The organism is Acidiphilium rubrum, assembly GCF_900156265.1.
GTDB lineage: Bacteria > Pseudomonadota > Alphaproteobacteria > Acetobacterales > Acetobacteraceae > Acidiphilium > Acidiphilium rubrum.
The window spans coordinates 104,087-120,515 of sequence record NZ_FTNE01000007.1; the positions used below are offsets into that span (position 1 = coordinate 104,087).

The 16,429-nt window shown below is 67.6% G+C and carries 11 protein-coding genes; 9 read left to right on the forward strand and 2 right to left on the reverse strand.

The features are described from left to right. Positions 1-5: 5 nt before the first annotated feature. Complete coding sequence (locus BW994_RS07270; protein ID WP_245594056.1) at positions 6-998, reverse strand: acyltransferase family protein; 993 nt, start codon at positions 996-998, stop codon at positions 6-8. Then, positions 998-1,942, reverse strand: a complete 945-nt coding sequence (locus tag BW994_RS07275) for a glycosyltransferase family 2 protein (protein ID WP_029310932.1) — start codon at positions 1,940-1,942, stop codon at positions 998-1,000. Before BW994_RS07275 ends, BW994_RS07270 begins: the two co-directional genes overlap by 1 nt. Positions 1,943-2,100: 158 nt before the next feature. Between BW994_RS07275 and BW994_RS07280 the strand changes: the two genes are divergently transcribed. The 9 genes from BW994_RS07280 to BW994_RS07320 all read left to right on the forward strand — a co-directional run bounded on the left by BW994_RS07280 (position 2,101) and on the right by BW994_RS07320 (position 16,396). Continuing rightward, the gene (locus BW994_RS07280; RefSeq protein ID WP_051657181.1) at positions 2,101-3,423 is read left to right on the forward strand and encodes an outer membrane beta-barrel protein; all 1,323 of its coding nucleotides are present in this window, start codon (positions 2,101-2,103) and stop codon (positions 3,421-3,423) included. Positions 3,424-3,523: 100 nt separating this feature from the next. Beyond that, the gene (locus BW994_RS07285; protein ID WP_029310930.1) at positions 3,524-5,131 is read left to right on the forward strand and encodes a carboxyl transferase domain-containing protein; all 1,608 of its coding nucleotides are present in this window, start codon (positions 3,524-3,526) and stop codon (positions 5,129-5,131) included. 5 nt (positions 5,132-5,136) lie between these two features. Next, positions 5,137-5,925, forward strand: coding sequence for an enoyl-CoA hydratase-related protein (locus BW994_RS07290; protein ID WP_029310929.1), 789 nt, complete (start codon positions 5,137-5,139; stop codon positions 5,923-5,925). A gap of 3 nt (positions 5,926-5,928) precedes the next feature. Further along, a complete protein-coding gene (locus BW994_RS07295; RefSeq protein WP_456303719.1) occupies positions 5,929-7,947 on the forward strand; it encodes an acetyl/propionyl/methylcrotonyl-CoA carboxylase subunit alpha in 2,019 nt (672 codons plus the stop codon). 189 nt (positions 7,948-8,136) lie between these two features. Further along, positions 8,137-9,405 carry an efflux RND transporter periplasmic adaptor subunit gene (locus BW994_RS07300; RefSeq protein ID WP_076454428.1) on the forward strand — a complete coding sequence of 423 codons (1,269 nt, stop codon included), beginning with the start codon at positions 8,137-8,139 and terminating at the stop codon, positions 9,403-9,405. Further along, positions 9,402-10,784: a TolC family protein gene (locus BW994_RS07305; protein ID WP_029310926.1), complete on the forward strand. Its 1,383-nt coding sequence runs from the start codon at positions 9,402-9,404 to the stop codon at positions 10,782-10,784. The genes BW994_RS07300 and BW994_RS07305 overlap by 4 nt, the downstream gene beginning before the upstream one ends. A gap of 2 nt (positions 10,785-10,786) precedes the next feature. Continuing rightward, positions 10,787-11,530 carry an ABC transporter ATP-binding protein gene (locus BW994_RS07310; RefSeq protein WP_029310925.1) on the forward strand — a complete coding sequence of 248 codons (744 nt, stop codon included), beginning with the start codon at positions 10,787-10,789 and terminating at the stop codon, positions 11,528-11,530. An 11-nt stretch (positions 11,531-11,541) separates the two neighbouring features. Continuing rightward, on the forward strand, positions 11,542-13,959 hold the full coding sequence (locus BW994_RS07315) for an ABC transporter permease (RefSeq protein ID WP_162176780.1): 2,418 nt from the start codon (positions 11,542-11,544) through the stop codon (positions 13,957-13,959). Positions 13,960-13,963: 4 nt separating this feature from the next. Beyond that, complete coding sequence (locus BW994_RS07320; RefSeq protein WP_162176779.1) at positions 13,964-16,396, forward strand: ABC transporter permease; 2,433 nt, start codon at positions 13,964-13,966, stop codon at positions 16,394-16,396. Positions 16,397-16,429: the final 33 nt, after the last annotated feature.

Below are 16,429 nucleotides of genomic sequence, written 5' to 3' on the forward strand. Positions count from 1 at the left end.
CCGGCTCACTCGGTCATCCGGTCGAGCGGTGGAAACGCGCGCAGAACGGTGCGCTTGAGCATGATCGGCCCGAGCATGCCCGCCAGCATCAGCGCGGCGAAGAAAGCCGGAAAATGATCGCCGTTCCAGCTCGTGACATGAAGCAGCAGCCCCTTGGTCAGGCCGATGAAGATCGTGTTGAACAAATAGATCATGAGTGAATACCGCCCGATGGTGACCAGTGTACGATCGGATGATAACCACGAAATCCTTACCAAAGAATGAAGAGCCGGCATCGCGAGCACACCGAACACCAATAATCGGGCATCGAACGGCCAGCGGTGTCCCGCCAGCGCGATCGCCGCAAAGCCGGTTGCGAACAGCGCGAGCAAGGGCCAGCGCCAGTGATCGATCCAGCCGGTCCAGCGCGTGCCCAGCGCGCCGGCACCGATTCCGAGCCCATAGAACAGCCCGTAGCGGCAGAAATCGGCGAGATAGAGGTGCCAGGGCGGGTTTGCCAGTTCCAGCGCCGCGAATACCACGATCACCAGAACCAGCCGCCCGCGCAATATCCAGGCGAGCATCGGCGTCATCAGGCTGAGCGCGCACAGCACGGCGAGGTACCACAGTGAATAGGCCGGGCTGCGCGCAGGGTTCCAGACCAGGTCGATCAGCCCGGCGAGCAGGCTGCGCGGCGCGTTGTCGACGAACATGAACCGTGCCGCCAGCATTTTACCCGCAATGATCAGAGTGCCCATCAGCACGAACGGCACGAGCAGCCGCCGCACGCGGCTCGCTGCCAGCCTGGCCCAGCCGGCCGGCAGTACCCTCACATGTCCGGCCAGAAATGAAACCATGCCGCTCAGATAGAAAAAGAACGGCATGTGGAACGCATACACCGCGCGGCGCAGCGGCTGATACCAGTGCACATGCGCGGGGTCCTGCCGCGCCACGATATGCCCGAACACCACCAGCGTGATCGCGAGCCCCTTGGCCCGATCGATATCGAGCCTGCGCATCAGACCGCGGCCATGCCGTCGTGCGCCTCGATCAGCATGCCGCGGACGAAGCCGCTCGCGAACGCCGCTTTGCAGCGCAGGCCGATTTGGCTTGTGCTGTGCCGCGGCCAGAGCAGCCATGGCGTAAGCACCGCCGCGTGTACGGCCATCCGCCAGGCGCGCGCCATGCGCCGCTCGCCCAGTGCGGCCAACATCACCGCCTCGGAAACGCCGCTCCAATACTGGCGGCGCACCAGCCAGTCCGGCCGCAACCGTTCGCGCGCGATTTCGTGATGCACCACCAGGGCGGGGTTGAAGCGCACCCGGAGATGCGCCTTGCGGAGGCGGCGCAGAATGTAGGTTTCCTCGTTCGACAGCAGCAGCGTGCCGCGCCGGCCGAGGCAGGCGGGAAAGCCGCCGAACCGCGTCAGCACATCGCGCCGGAACGCGATATTCGCGGCGAAGGGTTCGATATCGGCGCACGCGGCGGCGTCCGGTTCGACCGTGTCGATGATCGTCAGCACCGCGCGCAGCGATTGCGGCCACCACGCTGGCAGCAACGCCTGCCATTGCGGCAGGATCATGCCGCCGGTCGCGGCGAGGTCCGGGTCCTGGGCGATGCTCGCGAGCAGCACCGTCACCCAGTCGGAAGCCGGGGTCGCATCGTCATCAATATACGCGATCCATTGCCCGCGCGCGGCGGCCAGCGCGGCATTACGGGCAGCACTCAACCCGACCGACGCGAGACGCATATGCTCAACCCCGTGCGCCATCGCAGCCCGCAGGATGGCTTCGGCCTCATCGCCGTCCGATCCGGAATCGACCACCAGCACATCGACCGCCGGATGCGGCGGCCCAAGTCCCGCGAGGCACCGCGCCACCGCGTTGCTACGGTTATGCGTGCAAATCGCCACGGTCAGTATCGCCGGCTCGGCACCGGTCGCAGCCCGGGATGATCTTCGCATCACGAAATCCTGTTTTCCCAGCGACATTCAATTAAGGGTTGTGTATCATGGCAGGGAATACAACCGGATTGCAATCGAAATCGATGACCAGGCGGCACGAACAGGCCCAGGCAGGAACACGACGGCAGGATCGCTCTGTTGAAAAAAAGCAACAAAAAATGTCCCTGAACCCACGCCCCCGGCCCCACCAGCAGCACTGCCCCAAAGGACAAAAGTTTTTTTGCTTCTTTTTTTCCAAAAAAAGAAGAACTTCCTTAACCTTCCTCCTGTTATCCTGTCCTCTGATTGCCCAAGCCCAATCGATCGGCGACCTGCTCCCCATCGCGGTTCCCGGCTTTTCAACCGCCGCCGGCGTCACCGCCGCGACGCGCCTGCACCAGGACAGCATTCCGCGCGGCATCACCCTCGGCATCACGCCGGACGATCTGTTGGTCTATCCAAGCCTCACCACCACCGCCGGATTCGACAGCGCCCCCGGTGCGGCTGCCCAGGCGAGTGCGAACATCCGCCTGCAACCCACGGTACGGATCAGCGATGCCGCCCTCGGCCTCGCCGCGTTCGCCGGTGCGGATATCAACCGTTACCCAGGCGACCAGGCGGCCGCGGCCAACAACATCACCGCCGGAATCGGCCTCGATGTGCCGTTCGGCGCCGGCTCCATCACCCTGGGTGGCGCGCGCATCACCACCCAGGAATCCGCCCTCGGCACCAGCCAGGCCGGTGCCAGCGCCCCGTTCGCCATCGTGTTGACCGATGGCAGGGCCGCCCTTCGCCTGCCGCTCGGCGCGTTCGACACCACCAGCCGGATCGAGTTCAGCGACACCACGATCAACCGCACCACCTCGACCCTGCCGGCGCCGTTCCGCGCCCGCGCGCTCCTGCGCGCCTCGGGCGAACTCGCCACCGCGAACGATGGCGTGCTGCGCCTGCTCGCCCGGCTGAACCTCGATGTCGCGCGCTACAGCGGTGCGCTGGCCGGTGCCGGCGTCTCGAACGCCACGACCATCGCGCTGCTCGGCGGGGCCGAAACCGCACCGGGTCGCGTGCTGCGCCTGCGCATGGTCGCCGGCATCGCCGAGCAACACTTTGCCGGCCCCACCACCGCGCCCCGCACCATCCCGGTCGCCTCGATCGGCCTGGGCTGGACGCCGGACCCCCTGATTGCCGCCGAACTCGATCTCAGCCGCGAGTCCGGCATCGACACCACGCTCGGCACCCAGGGCGAGCCGGTCACCACGCTGCATTTCGCCCTCGCGAACGCCTTCACCCGCACGACGCTGCTAACCGCCGCGATCGATGCCAGCGCCGGCACCATCGCCGGCCACCAGGCGCGCGAGACCAGCCTGCAACTCGGCGCCGCCTGGTCCTGGCCGCGCCATTTCTCGCTGCAACCCAGCCTGTCCTACGCAATCCGCCACAATCTGCCAGGATCGGCGCCGCACGAGATGCGCGTGATGCTGGCGCTCACCTGGGCGCCGTGATCGCGTCGATTCGTCTTGCCGACCGCCCGCATCTGCGCAATAAAATGTCACGCGTGACGATGGGGGATTCGGTGGCGGTGACAATGCGGCAACAACCGGCATGAGCGGCTTCCGCTCGGCACTCGATCGTCGCGCTGCGGCCTTCGCGCAGAACCACCGCGCCATGCGTGCCCTGGTCGATCAACTCATGGCCGATGTCGCAGCCATCCGCGCCGGCGGCGGCGAGGCAGCGCGCGCCCGCCACGTCGCGCGCGGCAAATTGCCGGTGCGCGACCGCATCCGCCTGCTGATCGACCCGGCCTCGCCCTTTCTCGAGTTCTCGCAATTCGCCGGGCATGATCTCTACCCCGAGCCGGTGCCAGCCGGCGGCATCATCACCGGCATCGGCCGGGTTGCCGGGCGGGAATGCGTCATCGTCGCGAACGATGCGACGGTCAAAGGCGGCACCTATTTCCCGATCACCGTGAAAAAACACCTGCGCGCCCAGGCGATCGCGGCGCAGAACCGGCTGCCCTGCCTCTATCTGGTCGATTCCGGGGGTGCGAATTTGCCGAACCAGGACGATGTCTTCCCCGATCGCGAGCATTTCGGCCGGATCTTCTACAATCAGGCCACGATGTCCGCCGCCGGCATTCCCCAAATCGCGGTGGTCATGGGCTCCTGCACCGCCGGTGGTGCCTATGTTCCCGCCATGGCGGATGAAAGCATCATCGTGCGCGACCAGGGCACGATTTTCCTGGCCGGCCCGCCGCTGGTCAAAGCCGCCACCGGCGAGATCGTCACGGCCGAAGACCTCGGTGGGGCGGATGTCCACACCAGGCTCTCCGGCGTCGCCGATCACTATGCCGAATCCGATGCGCACGCGCTCGGTATCGCCCGGCGCATCGTGGCGTCGCTCAACCTCGCCAAGCCACCGGCGTCCGCGCTGCGCACCCCGCGCCCGCCGCCCGGCGCGCCGGACGATATTTACGGCGTCATCCCGGCCGATCCGCGCGCCCAGTACGACGTGCGCGAGGTGATCCGCCTGATCGTCGATGATGGGTCGTTCGACGAATTCAAGCAGCGCTACGGCACCACGCTGGTCACCGCCTTCGCGCATCTCTGGGGCTATCCGGTCGGCATCATCGCCAATAACGGCGTGTTGTTTTCCGAAGCCGCGTTAAAGGGCGCGCATTTCATCGAACTCTGCGCCCAGCGCGGCATTCCATTGATTTTCCTGCAAAACATCACCGGCTTCATGGTCGGCCGGAAATACGAGGCCGGCGGCATCGCCAAGGATGGCGCCAAGCTGGTCACCGCCGTCGCCACCGCCAACGTGCCGAAATTCACAATCATCATCGGCGGCTCGTTCGGCGCCGGCAATTACGGCATGTGCGGCCGCGCCTATGATCCGCGCTTTCTGTGGATGTGGCCGAACGCGCGCATCTCCGTCATGGGCGGCGCCCAGGCGGCGGCGGTGCTGGCGCAGGTCCGGCGTGACAACATCGAGGCCAAGGGCGGCACCTGGAGTGAAGCCGACGAGGCCGAGTTCAAAGCCCCGATCGCCGCGCAATACGAAACCCAGGGCCACCCCTACTACGCCAGCGCCCGCCTGTGGGACGATGGCGTGATCGACCCCGCCGACACCCGCATGGTGCTCGGCCTCGGCCTGTCCGCCAGTCTCAACGCTCCAGCGCAGCCGACGCAATTCGGCCTGTTCCGGATGTGATGACCATGAACGGTCCCATCGATTTCCGCATCGACGGCCTCGGCATCGCCACCGTCACGCTCGACCGCGCCGATCTGCATAACGCCTTCGACGATGCCATGATCACCGGCCTGATCGGCATCCTCGCCAAGGTCGCGACCGATGCCGAGATCAGCCTGATGGTCCTGCAAGGCCGCGGCAAGAGTTTTTCCGCCGGTGCCGATCTGAACTGGATGCGCCGAAGCGCCGCCTACACGCCCGATCAGAACCTGGCGGACGCGCAGGACCTCGCCCGCCTGATGCACGCGCTCCACACCATGCCCAAACCGACGATTGCCCTGGTCCAGGGTGGCGTCTTCGGCGGCGGCGTCGGCCTGGTCGCCTGCTGCGATATCGCCATCGCCACCACCGATGCCAAATTCAGCCTCTCCGAGGTCCGCCTCGGCCTGATTCCCGCCGTGATCAGCCCCTACGTGATCGAAGCGATCGGCGCGCGCCAGGCCAGGCGCTATTTCCAGACCGGCGAGATTTTCACCGCCGAGACCGCGCATCGCATCGGTCTGGTGCATGAGGTGGTCGCCCCCGACGCCCTCCATGCCACGCGCGATGCGCTGATCGCCGCCCTGCAGCGCGGCGGCCCGCAGGCCAAGGCATCCGCCAAGGCGCTGATCGCCGAAGTGGCGGATCGCCCGATCGATCCGGCGCTGATCGCGCGCACCGCGCGGTTGATTTCCGAGCGCCGCGCCTCGGCCGAAGGGCGCGAGGGTCTGGCGGCGTTCCTCGAAAAACGCACCCCGTCCTGGCGGAGCGACTGAGCCATGATGTTCGACACAATCCTGATCGCCAATCGCGGCGAAATCGCCTGCCGCATCATCCGCACCGCGCGCCGCATGGGCATCCGCAGCATCGCGGTATTCTCCGAAGCCGATCGATCCGCCGCCCATGTCGCCCTGGCCGATGCCGCCGTCGCGATCGGCCCGGCCGCCGCGCGCGACAGCTATCTCGATGGTGCCCGCATCATCGCCGCCGCGCGCGAGGCCGGCGCGCAGGCGATCCACCCCGGCTATGGGTTTCTCAGCGAAAACGCGGCCTTCGCCGAAGCCTGCACCGCCGCCGGCCTGATCTTCATCGGCCCGCCCGCCGCCGCAATCCGCGCGATGGGCTCGAAATCCGCCGCCAAATCCCTGATGGAGCGGGCAGGGGTGCCGCTGGTGCCCGGCTATCACGGCACCGATCAGGCGCCCGACCGCCTGGCCGCTCATGCCGCATCCATCGGCTATCCCGTGCTGATCAAGGCCTCCGCCGGCGGCGGCGGCAAGGGCATGCGCATCGTGACCGCGCCGGCCGATTTCGCCGCGGCACTCGATCTTGCCAAGGGCGAGGCGCGCGCCGCGTTCGGCGACGATCAGATCCTGATCGAAAAATACCTCACCCGGCCCCGCCACATCGAAATCCAGGTGTTCGCCGATACCCACGGCAACGTCGTCTCGCTGTTCGAGCGCGATTGCTCGATCCAGCGCCGCCACCAGAAAATCATCGAGGAAGCGCCAGCCCCGCTGATCTCCGACGATCAGCGCTTCACCATGGGCGAAGCCGCCTGTGCCGCCGCCCGCGCGATCGATTACGTCGGCGCCGGCACTGTCGAGTTCATCGCCGAGGGCGGCGATTTCCATTTCATGGAAATGAACACCCGCCTGCAGGTCGAGCACCCGGTCACCGAGCTGATCACCGGGCTCGATCTGGTCGAATGGCAATTCCGCGTCGCCGCCGGCGAGGCGCTGCCGCTGACTCAAAACGAGATCGAACGCACCGGCCACGCCATCGAAATCCGCCTCTACGCCGAAGACCCGCTGCGCGATTTCGCACCCTCGACCGGTACCATCCATCATCTGCGCCTGCCCGAACCCTCGGCGCATATCCGCATCGATGCCGGGGTGCGCCAGGGCGATGCGGTATCGATCCATTACGACCCGATGATCGCCAAGCTGATCGCCTGGGACCATGATCGGGCCAGCGCGATCCGCCATCTCGCCCGCGCGCTGGCCGCACTCGAAATCGATGGCGTGCGCACCAACCTGCCCGTGCTGCGCCGGATCATCGGCCACCCCGATTTCGCCGCCGCAGACCTCGATACCGGCTTCATCGCCCGCCACGAACCCATATTGCTTGCCCCCGCCGCGCCGGCATCACCCGCCGTCATCGCCGCCGCCGCGCACCGCTGGCTGCACGATCTGCCCCGCCACGCCGCACCATCCGACCCGCATTCACCCTGGACACTGAAATCCGCCTGGCGCCTGAACGGTCCGGCCTATCAGGATGTCACCTTCGATGATGGCACGGCGCAATTCGCCATCCGCATCCACCCCGCCGCCGCGGGCCAACTCACGATCGATCACGCCGGCGCCAGCACCACCGCAGCCATCGCCGTCCTGCCGGACGACCGCCTCGCCATCACCATCGATCATCTCACCACCACGCTCACCGCCCTGCGCCACACCGATCCCGCACAGCACGACCATATCGTGATCTTCGCCGATGGCGCGCGCCACGCGCTGCGCATCGTCGATCCCTTCGCCGGCACCGGCACCGCGCACGCCGCCAGCGGCCTGGTCACCACACCCATGCCCGGCCGCGTCATCGCGGTCGGCGTCGCACCCGGCGATACCGTGGCGGCGGGCGACCTGCTGGTCACGGTCGAGGCGATGAAGGTGCAGTTCCGCATCACCGCACCGCGCGGCGGCGTGGTGACTGCCCTGTCATGCGCCGTCGGCGATCTGGTGGAAGATGGCGCCGAACTCGCCGTGATCGAACCCGCGCCGCGCCCGATCACCGGATAGACCGGCCGCATCGGCCCCAACCACCCCTGACCCGTCGACGCTTCAAATCCGAAAACGGGATCGTAATCCCATGATCGGGATCGCGGGCGCGCACCCACGGCCAAATCCATCCTGCTTTACCGCGCCATCCACGCCAACCCCGCATGGCACAGGATTTGCTCTCAGCGATGTAACCGCCTGGGAGCCACGATGCCTGATTTCCAAATTCCCGAACGCGTCCAGCGCCGCGTGCTGCGCCAGCGCCGCGCCACTCTGGCGGCACTTGCCGTTCTCGGCGTCGCTCTGGTCGCAGCCCTCGTGGTCATCCTGCCCTCCGGCCCATCGGTCGCGCGGGATTCGCTGGTCATCGCGCAGGTGCGGCAGGGACGGTTCCTTGTGCGGGTGCAGGCGCCCGGCGTGCTGCGGCCGCGCGGGGAACGTTTCGTCACGGCATCGGTGCCCGGCGTCGTGGCGCGCGTGCTGGTGCGGCCGGGCGATGTGGTCACCCGGTCGAGCGTCTTGGTCCGGCTGGTCAATCCGCACCTGCAATCCGCCCTGATCGCCGCACAATCGGATCTGGCCGATGCCAAGGCCACCCGCGCCTCGCTGGCCGCCACGCTCGATAACACGCGCCTGACCATGGCGGCCGAACGCGCCACCGCCCGCGCCGCCGCCGAGGCCGCAGCCCTGCGTGCCCAGGCCGAACGCGGCCTCGCGGCCGAACACGTCGTGGCACAGCTCGACTATCGCAAAACCATCCTCGATGCCGCGACCGCGCGCGAACAGGTGGCGCTGACCGAGCAGCGCATCGCCGCCTTCGCGCGCAATCAGGCGGCCCAGCTCGCGGCCCAACAGGCGCGGCTCGCGGCGTTTCAGGCGGCGTTGGCGGAAGCGCAGGCCAATGTCGCGTCCCTCGCGGTCGGCGCGGGTGAGGCCGGCGTGGTGCAGAGCGTCGCGGCCCAGCCGGGCCAGACCCTGGCCTTGGGCGGCGCCGTCGCAAAAATCGCGAGCCTCGCCGATCTGAAGGCGGCGCTCGATGTCGCACCGAGCGAGGCGGGCGAGGTCGCTTCAGGCCAATCGGCCAGCATCCGTCTGAACGATCAAGGCGAAAGCCGCATCACCGGCATTATCACCCGCGTCTCGCCCGCGGTCGAGCACGGCAGTGTGCGGGTCGATGTGAAACTGCCGACGCATTTGCCCCCCGGCACCAGGCCCGATCTCGCGGTGCTGGGCGATATCGATGTCACGACCATCGCCAACACGCTCTCGGTCGCCCGGCCGGTCGATGCGCGGCCCGATAGCGCGGCGATCGTGTATCGGCTGGTCGATGGCGGACACAAGGCCATCCCGGTCCGCGTCCGTTTCGGTACCACCTCGGCCAACGCCATCCAGGTGCTCGCGGGCCTGCACGCCGGCGACCGGATCATCGTGTCCGATACCGGCAGCTTCGCCGGCAAACCGATGATCCGCATCCGATGAGGCGGGCAGGGGTCCTCACGGCGCTGGCAGCCGCCCTGCCGGGCAGCGCCCATGCCGCCAGCCTGTGGACCGTCTGGCAGGCGGCGCGCGCGAACGATCCGGCATTTCTGGCGGCCTCCGCACAGCTGCGCGCGGCGGCCACCGCGCAACCCACCGCCCTCGCGGCCCTGCTGCCGCAATTCACCGTCGCGGCGGCGGCCGGGCCGCAGAACCAGGCGTTCGAAGGTGCCGATTTCTACGGCAGCGGCTTCGAGCCGATCCGCCAGGATCAGCGGATCGGCGTCTCCACCTGGCAGGCCACGCTGAGCCAGACCCTGTTCGACTGGAGCCAGATCAAAACCCTGCAAGCCGCCGGATTTTCCGTGCAGCAAGCCGCCGCCACCTATCAGGCCCGGCTCGAGGCTCTGAACGTCCGGGTGATCACCGATTACGTCGCGGTGCTGGCCGCAAACGACAATCTTGCCTCGCTGCGCGCGGCGGCACGGGGCTTCGCGCTGCAATATCACGATGCCGAAGCACGCTACCGCGCCGGCATGGACGGGGTGATCGGCGCCGATGAATCCCGCGCCGCCGCTCGCTCGATCGAGGCGCAGGTGGTCCAGGCCCAGACCAGCCTGATCGCCGCCCGCGAGACCTTGGCGGCACTGACCGGCGATCAGGTGCAGGTGAGGGGGTCTTTCCCGGTCGCCCTGGCCCTGCCGGCACCCGGCCGCATCGCCACCTGGCTCGCGCGCGCCGCCAGCGGCAACCCGACCCTCGCGGCGGCAAAACTCACCGTGCACGACGATGCGGCGCTGATCGCGGCGGCGCGCGGGGCCTACCTGCCGAGCATCTCGCTCCAATTGCAGCACACCCATACCGCCCAGGGTGGCCGCGCGGGCTATGCCTTTTTCGGCCAGGGCATCACCGGCCCGGCCTATTCGCTGCAACAGGGCAATGCGGTGACGGTGCAGATGAACTGGAACGTCTTTTCCGGCGGTGCGACCCGCGCGGCGGTCGATCAGGCCCGCGCCCGGCGCGACGCGGCGGCGGCCAACGCCGCAACCGCGCGGCTCGCCGTGATCCGCACGGTGCGGACCGATTATTTCGCCGTCCTGCTCGATCGCGCCCGCCTCGCCGCCGCCCGTGCCGCGGCAACGGCGGCGGCGCGCGCGGTGCAGGCGGCGGCGGATGGCGTGCGCGCCGGCCTGATCAGCGCGAGCGACCTGATCGCCGATCGCCAGGCGCTCCTGTCCGCGCAACTGGCGCTGCACGCCGCGGTGGTTGCCGCCATCGACCACGAAGCCGGCCTCGCCCAGGCGGCCGGCAGCGCGACACCGTTGCTGGTGCGCCGCATCTCGACGATTTTAACCAAGCACGCCCCGCATCAGGAGAAGTGACCATGACCGAAACCGTCATCGACGTGATCGATCTGAAAAAAATCTACCGCACCGATCAAGTCGAAACCCATGCGCTGGCCGGGGTCGATCTCGCGGTCAAGCGCGGCGAATACGTCGCGGTCACCGGCCCGTCGGGATGCGGCAAATCGACCCTGATGGCGATCCTCGGCCTGCTCGATGATCCATCCGCCGGGGTCTATCGGCTGGCCGGTCAGGATGCGGCGCATCTGCGTGAACGCGACCGCGCCATTTTCCGCAACCGCCACATCGGCTTCGTGTTCCAGGCGTTCAACCTGATCGGCGATCTGAGCGTCGCGGAAAACGTCGCCCTGCCGCTGATCTATCGCGGCGGCATCGCCAAGGCCGCGCGCGATGAGCGGGTCGCCGCCATCCTGTCGGACATCGGCATGGCCCACCGCGCGCAGCACTACCCCGCGCAACTATCGGGCGGCCAGCAGCAGCGCGTCGCGATCGCCCGCGCCCTGGTGACCGAGCCCGATATCATCCTCGCCGACGAACCCACCGGCAATCTCGATTCCAAAGCCGGCGAGGCGGTGATGGCGCTGCTCGAAGATCTGAACACGAACAAGGGTGCGACCATCCTGATGGTCACGCACGACCTGCACTACGCCCGCCGCGCCCGCCGCATCGTCCGGCTCTCCGACGGCCAGGTGGTCGACGAAAGCTTCGGCGAAGCGGTGGTGGCGCTGCACAAGGAAGACGATCATCTGCCGGGCGCCGTATAATGATCGGCGCCATGGCAAACGATGCGGCAACGGCGTGCCGCGGCTTGATGCGCCGCCCCTTCTACGCGGTGGCGAGCATCGTGATGCTGGCATTGGCGATCGGCGCGAACGTCACCGCGTTCGGCGTGTTCTACGGCTATAATGTCCGCGCGCTACCCTATCACGCGCCGTCGCGTCTGATGCTGGTCGCAGCCGCGTCGCAGCGGATCGATCCGGATGATCCGGAAATCTCCGCCAAAACCTATTGGGCGTTGCAAGGCCGGCTTCCTTCCGTGCAATCGGTCGGACTCTGGGCCTATATCGGGCCGGCGGCCGCGATGGTGGATGGCCGGGCGCAGCAAGTCGATACCGCGGATGTGACACCCTCGTTCCTGACCACGCTGGGGGTGCGGCCGCTGATCGGCCGGTTGCCCAGTGTTGCCGCGGGCCTGCCGAGCGGGCCGCATGAGGCGGTGATTTCGGCGCAATTCTGGCGCGCGGCATTCAGTGGCAGCGATGCGGTGCTGGGCCGGCACATCGTGATCGGCGGCGTCAGCGAACGCATCGTCGGCGTGTTGCCCGCATCGTTCGGGTTTGTCAGCGCGACCGATCTCTGGGCCGCGTATGTCCCGCCACGGACCGGGATTCCCGCGTCGAACGGCAACAAGTTCATGCCGGTGCGTCTGGCACAAGGTGCCAGCGCCGCCCAGCTCGATGTGCAACTGACCCGGGCGCTGCAGCGCATCGAGGCAGTCAACAACCCCGCGGCGTCGGCGCGCGAACAGCATAATCGCGAACGCCTGATCGCCCGGCCGATCCGCCCGGCGCTGCTCGGGATGACGCCGTTCGGCGCATTGCCCTCCCTGGTGCAGGCCATGGCCGTGCTGCTGCTCGTGCTGGCCATTGCCAACGCCGGCAATCTGGCGCTGGTGCGCAACCGGGCGCGCTTGCAGGACTATGCAATCAGGCGAATTCTGGGCGCGCGGCGCGGATCGCTGCTCCGGCTGTTCCTGCTCGAACAAGTGCCGATTGTCCTCGCGGTCGGCGCGGGCGGCGCGTTGATCGGCTGGGTGGCCTTGCAGGATTTGCAGGAGTTTCAGCCGATTTTCCACGCCAGCCCGTTCGGCATCGCGACCGGCGCGCCCGCACAGGCGTTCGGTCTGGCGCTGACACTGGTGTCGCTCCTGCTGGTCGCATCAGGACCATCTGTGCAAATCTGGCGGCAAACCCTGGGCGACCGGGCCGATCACGGCACCCGGGCAACCTTGTCGCCGGGCGCAAGGCGAACCCAGAACGCGCTCGGCGCGCTACAGGTCGGGCTGGCGGCGATCCTGTTGATCGGCAGCGCCGCATTGTCGATCAGCCTGCATCAGATCCTGACCCAGCAGCGGGGATTTCAAACCAAAGGGCGGGTGGTCGCTTCGGTCCTGATGCCGCCGGCGCTCGCCAATCTCACGGTGCTGGGCCGCGTTGTCGATGCGGTCTCGCATCTGCCGGGCATCGCGGCTTCGGGTGGCAGCCTCGAATGGTCCTACCCGCTGACCAAAACCCTGATCGAGGTCGGCGTATTTCCCGATCGGCCGCGCGCTCAGGCCGAGGGGGTCTATTTCGTGCCGATCGTGGGACATTATTTCCGTGCGCTCGGGATCGATATCGCCGCAGGGCACGGTTTCGGCCTTGCGGCCAAGGCGGCCAGTTGCCACCGGGACCTCATCGTCAGCCAAGACCTCGCACAAGCGAGTTTTGCCAAGGGCGCGATCGGCAAGCAGCTCAACCTGGCCGGCGACCTCTACCCGATCATCGGGGTGACACCACGCCTGTTGTGGCAGCCCTCGGGCAAGGACGGTATCAGCGGCACGATGTTTTTCCCCGCCGCCTGTCTCGCGACGTTGAAGGCGCCGTTTCCATTTCGCGGCGCGACCATCATCGCCGATGCCCGCGGCGGCCCGCGCGCCGCGATCAGCGCGATCGATCATGCCATCGGTGTCGCCGCCCCGGGCGCGGTGGTCACCAGCATCGAGCCATACTCCCAGGTGATTTTCGCCAGCACCGCGTTTCGCACCCTGATCGCGCGGCTCGTCGCGGCGTTCGCCGCACTGGCGCTGCTGCTCGCCGCCCTCGGGGTCTATGCGGTGAATGCCTTCATCGCCCGCGCCCGCCTGCCGGAATTCGGCCTGCGGGCAATGCTGGGGGCGGATGCCGGGCGCCTGCTGCGCACCGCTCTGGTCGATGCCGCATGGGTGCTCGCCGCGGGGTTGACCGGTGGCGCGATCGGCGGGTTCTTCCTGGTGCGGATGATGCAGCCGGTGCTGTTTCACATCGGCGCGGTGCTGCCGTGGATTTTCGCGGCGGCGCTGGGGCTGATCGCGATCGTGGTCATCATGGCCGCCTGGCGGCCCGCGTCGCAGGCGGCCAATCTGCCGGTCAAGACATTGTTGGATGCAGGGTGAAGCGATGAACGAAATAATCTCGGTCCTGCTGCACGATGCCGCAACGGCGTATCGCGGCCTGGTGCGCCGGCCGTTCTTCGCCGTCGCAACCGTGGTGATGCTGGCGCTGGCGATCGGCGCGAACGCGATGGCGTTCGGTCTTGTCTACGATGTCTATGTCGCCCCCCTGCCATATCACGATCCCGGCCGGCTCGTGGTGCTCCGCCATATGCGACCGCGGACCGGGCTGACCCAACCCCTGATCTCGCCGGACGATTATGTCAGGCTCGCGCAATCCTTGAAGGGCATCCAGGATATCGGGCTCTATGTGCAGGGTGGTGAAGCGACGGCGATGATCGGCGGCGTCGCGCGCGGCGTCTCCTACGCGCAGGTCACGCCATCCTGGTTCCGCACGTTGGGATTGGTGCCGGCTCTGGGCGCGCTGCCGGGCCTCGACTCAGGCCAGAAGGGCGGCCCGCCGGAGGCGATGATATCCTATAAATTCTGGCAGGCGGCGTTCGGTGGCGCAGCCTCGGTGATCGGCCGCACGATCGATGTGGGCGCGGGCGCGAAGCGGATCGTCGGTGTGCTGCCGCGCGATTACGCGTTTGCCTTTCACAAGGATGTCCTCGAAGTCGTGGCGCTGCCCATGGCCCGGCCGATCATGCAGAATGTCAACGAGTTCGGCGTCGCCCGATTGGCGCCGGGGGTCACGTTGGCCGCGCTCGACCGGCAGATCGACGAGGCGAAACGCTTCGTGCTGGAATATCAGCATCAGAATACCGCCGCCTTCGCTGGCATGGATATTCTCGACGCACGCTTGCTACGGCCGGTGCTGATCGGGGGCGATAGCCTCGCTGTTCTGCCGCTCGTGCTGCAGGGCATGGCTCTGCTGCTGCTGGCCCTGGCGATTGCCAATGCCGCCAACCTCGCCTTGGTCCGCCAGCGCGGGCGGATCAAGGAATACCGCTTGCGCCGCGTCATCGGCGCCTCGCGCGCCGCCGTGATGCGCCTGCTCCTGCTCGAACAGGTGCCGATCGGCATTGCCGTCGCCGTGCTGGCGCTCGCCATCGGGTTCGTCGCCGAGCGCGGCGGCATCGCCCCATTAGGGGCTGCGATCGGGGTGACGCCGTTCCACTTCAGCTTCGGCTGGCCCGAGGTGCTGGCGGCACTCGCGCTCACCTTGATATCGGTCCTGGTGATCACTGCGATCCCGCTGGTACAGCTGTCGCGGCGGACGTCGGGGCAAACCATCGGCCGCGGCGGCACCGCGACCATGGACCGCGGCACCAGGGGCGCGCAGCGGCTGATGGGGGTGGTGCAGGTGATGCTCGCCCTGGCTTTATTGATCGCGAGTTTCGCACTCGGCGGCAGCCTGTATGCCGCCCTGAGCCGCCCGCTCGGATTTCAGCCGGCGCACCGGCTGATCGCCTCGGTGCTGTTGCCGCAAACGGCGGCGAACACCGGCTCCCTCGCCGCGATCGAGGCGGGCGTGGCCAGACAGCCCGGCATCACCGCCGTCGGTGGCTTCGGCTTTGCCGCCTACCCGTTTTCGCAGGAGCATTATTACTCATTGATGAGCAGCGATGACCCCCACGCACGCCGGTTCCATGCGAATATGGTGACGCCGGATCAGGGATATTTTCGCACCATGGGCATAGCATTGCGGGCAGGTCAGCGGATCACCACCACCGAGTATCGCAGCGGGGCGAGGGTGATGATCGTCGGCGCCGGTCTGGCACAACGCGTGTTCGGGACCGAGCGCGTGATCGGCAAAACCGTCGATTTATACGGGCTCGGCAAATATCGCATCGTCGGCGTGACCAATCCGGTGGTCTGGCGGGTAGCACCCTGGCACCAGATACCGGGGACGATCTATTTCCCGGTGGCGTCGGTGATATTTCCCGGCGCGACCCTGCAGGAAGTCCATCTGGTGGTGCGCTATCGGGGCAGCGTTCTGGCCGCCGAACAACGGGTCACGTCAGCGGTCGCAGCCACGGTACCCGGTGCGGTGGTCAGCCGGGTGCTGCCCTACCGGCGGCTGATCTTCATCGATACCGCGTTCCGCACCCTGGCGGCATGGCTCGCGGTGAGTTTCGCGCTCATCGCCCTGGTGGTGGCGGGGCTGGGCGTTTATGCGGTAAACGCCTTCGTCGCCCGCGCCCGGTTGCCGGAATTCGGCATGCGGGCAATGCTGGGGGCAAGCCCGGCGCGGCTGCTGCGCCTCGCCTTGCGCGATGCGGCCTGGCTACTCGCGTTCGGTCTGGGGGGCGGTGCATTGGGTGGCTATCTGTTGATCCGGGCGATGTCGCCCTTGCTGTTCGAAATCGGGCGGATCGAACCCTTGGTGTTCATCACCGCGGTGATCGTGGTCAGCGCGATCGTGCTGGGCGCAGCGTGGAAGCCGGCCTCGCTTGCGGCCAACACGCCGGTCAAATCCATGCTGGACGCTTCGTGAACCGACAGTTTCTCATCGTGCGCGCCGCCCCGC

Bases quoted from the DNA above. Each gene is read 5' to 3' on its own strand.
- BW994_RS07270 (WP_245594056.1), bottom strand. From the start codon at position 998: ATGCGCAGGCTCGATATCGATCGGGCCAAGGGGCTCGCGATCACGCTG.
- BW994_RS07275 (WP_029310932.1), bottom strand. From the start codon at position 1,942: ATGCGAAGATCATCCCGGGCTGCGACCGGTGCCGAGCCGGCGATACTG.
- BW994_RS07280 (WP_051657181.1), top strand. From the start codon at position 2,101: ATGTCCCTGAACCCACGCCCCCGGCCCCACCAGCAGCACTGCCCCAAA.
- BW994_RS07285 (WP_029310930.1), top strand. From the start codon at position 3,524: ATGAGCGGCTTCCGCTCGGCACTCGATCGTCGCGCTGCGGCCTTCGCG.
- BW994_RS07290 (WP_029310929.1), top strand. From the start codon at position 5,137: ATGAACGGTCCCATCGATTTCCGCATCGACGGCCTCGGCATCGCCACC.
- BW994_RS07295 (WP_456303719.1), top strand. From the start codon at position 5,929: ATGATGTTCGACACAATCCTGATCGCCAATCGCGGCGAAATCGCCTGC.
- BW994_RS07300 (WP_076454428.1), top strand. From the start codon at position 8,137: ATGCCTGATTTCCAAATTCCCGAACGCGTCCAGCGCCGCGTGCTGCGC.
- BW994_RS07305 (WP_029310926.1), top strand. From the start codon at position 9,402: ATGAGGCGGGCAGGGGTCCTCACGGCGCTGGCAGCCGCCCTGCCGGGC.
- BW994_RS07310 (WP_029310925.1), top strand. From the start codon at position 10,787: ATGACCGAAACCGTCATCGACGTGATCGATCTGAAAAAAATCTACCGC.
- BW994_RS07315 (WP_162176780.1), top strand. From the start codon at position 11,542: ATGGCAAACGATGCGGCAACGGCGTGCCGCGGCTTGATGCGCCGCCCC.
- BW994_RS07320 (WP_162176779.1), top strand. From the start codon at position 13,964: ATGAACGAAATAATCTCGGTCCTGCTGCACGATGCCGCAACGGCGTAT.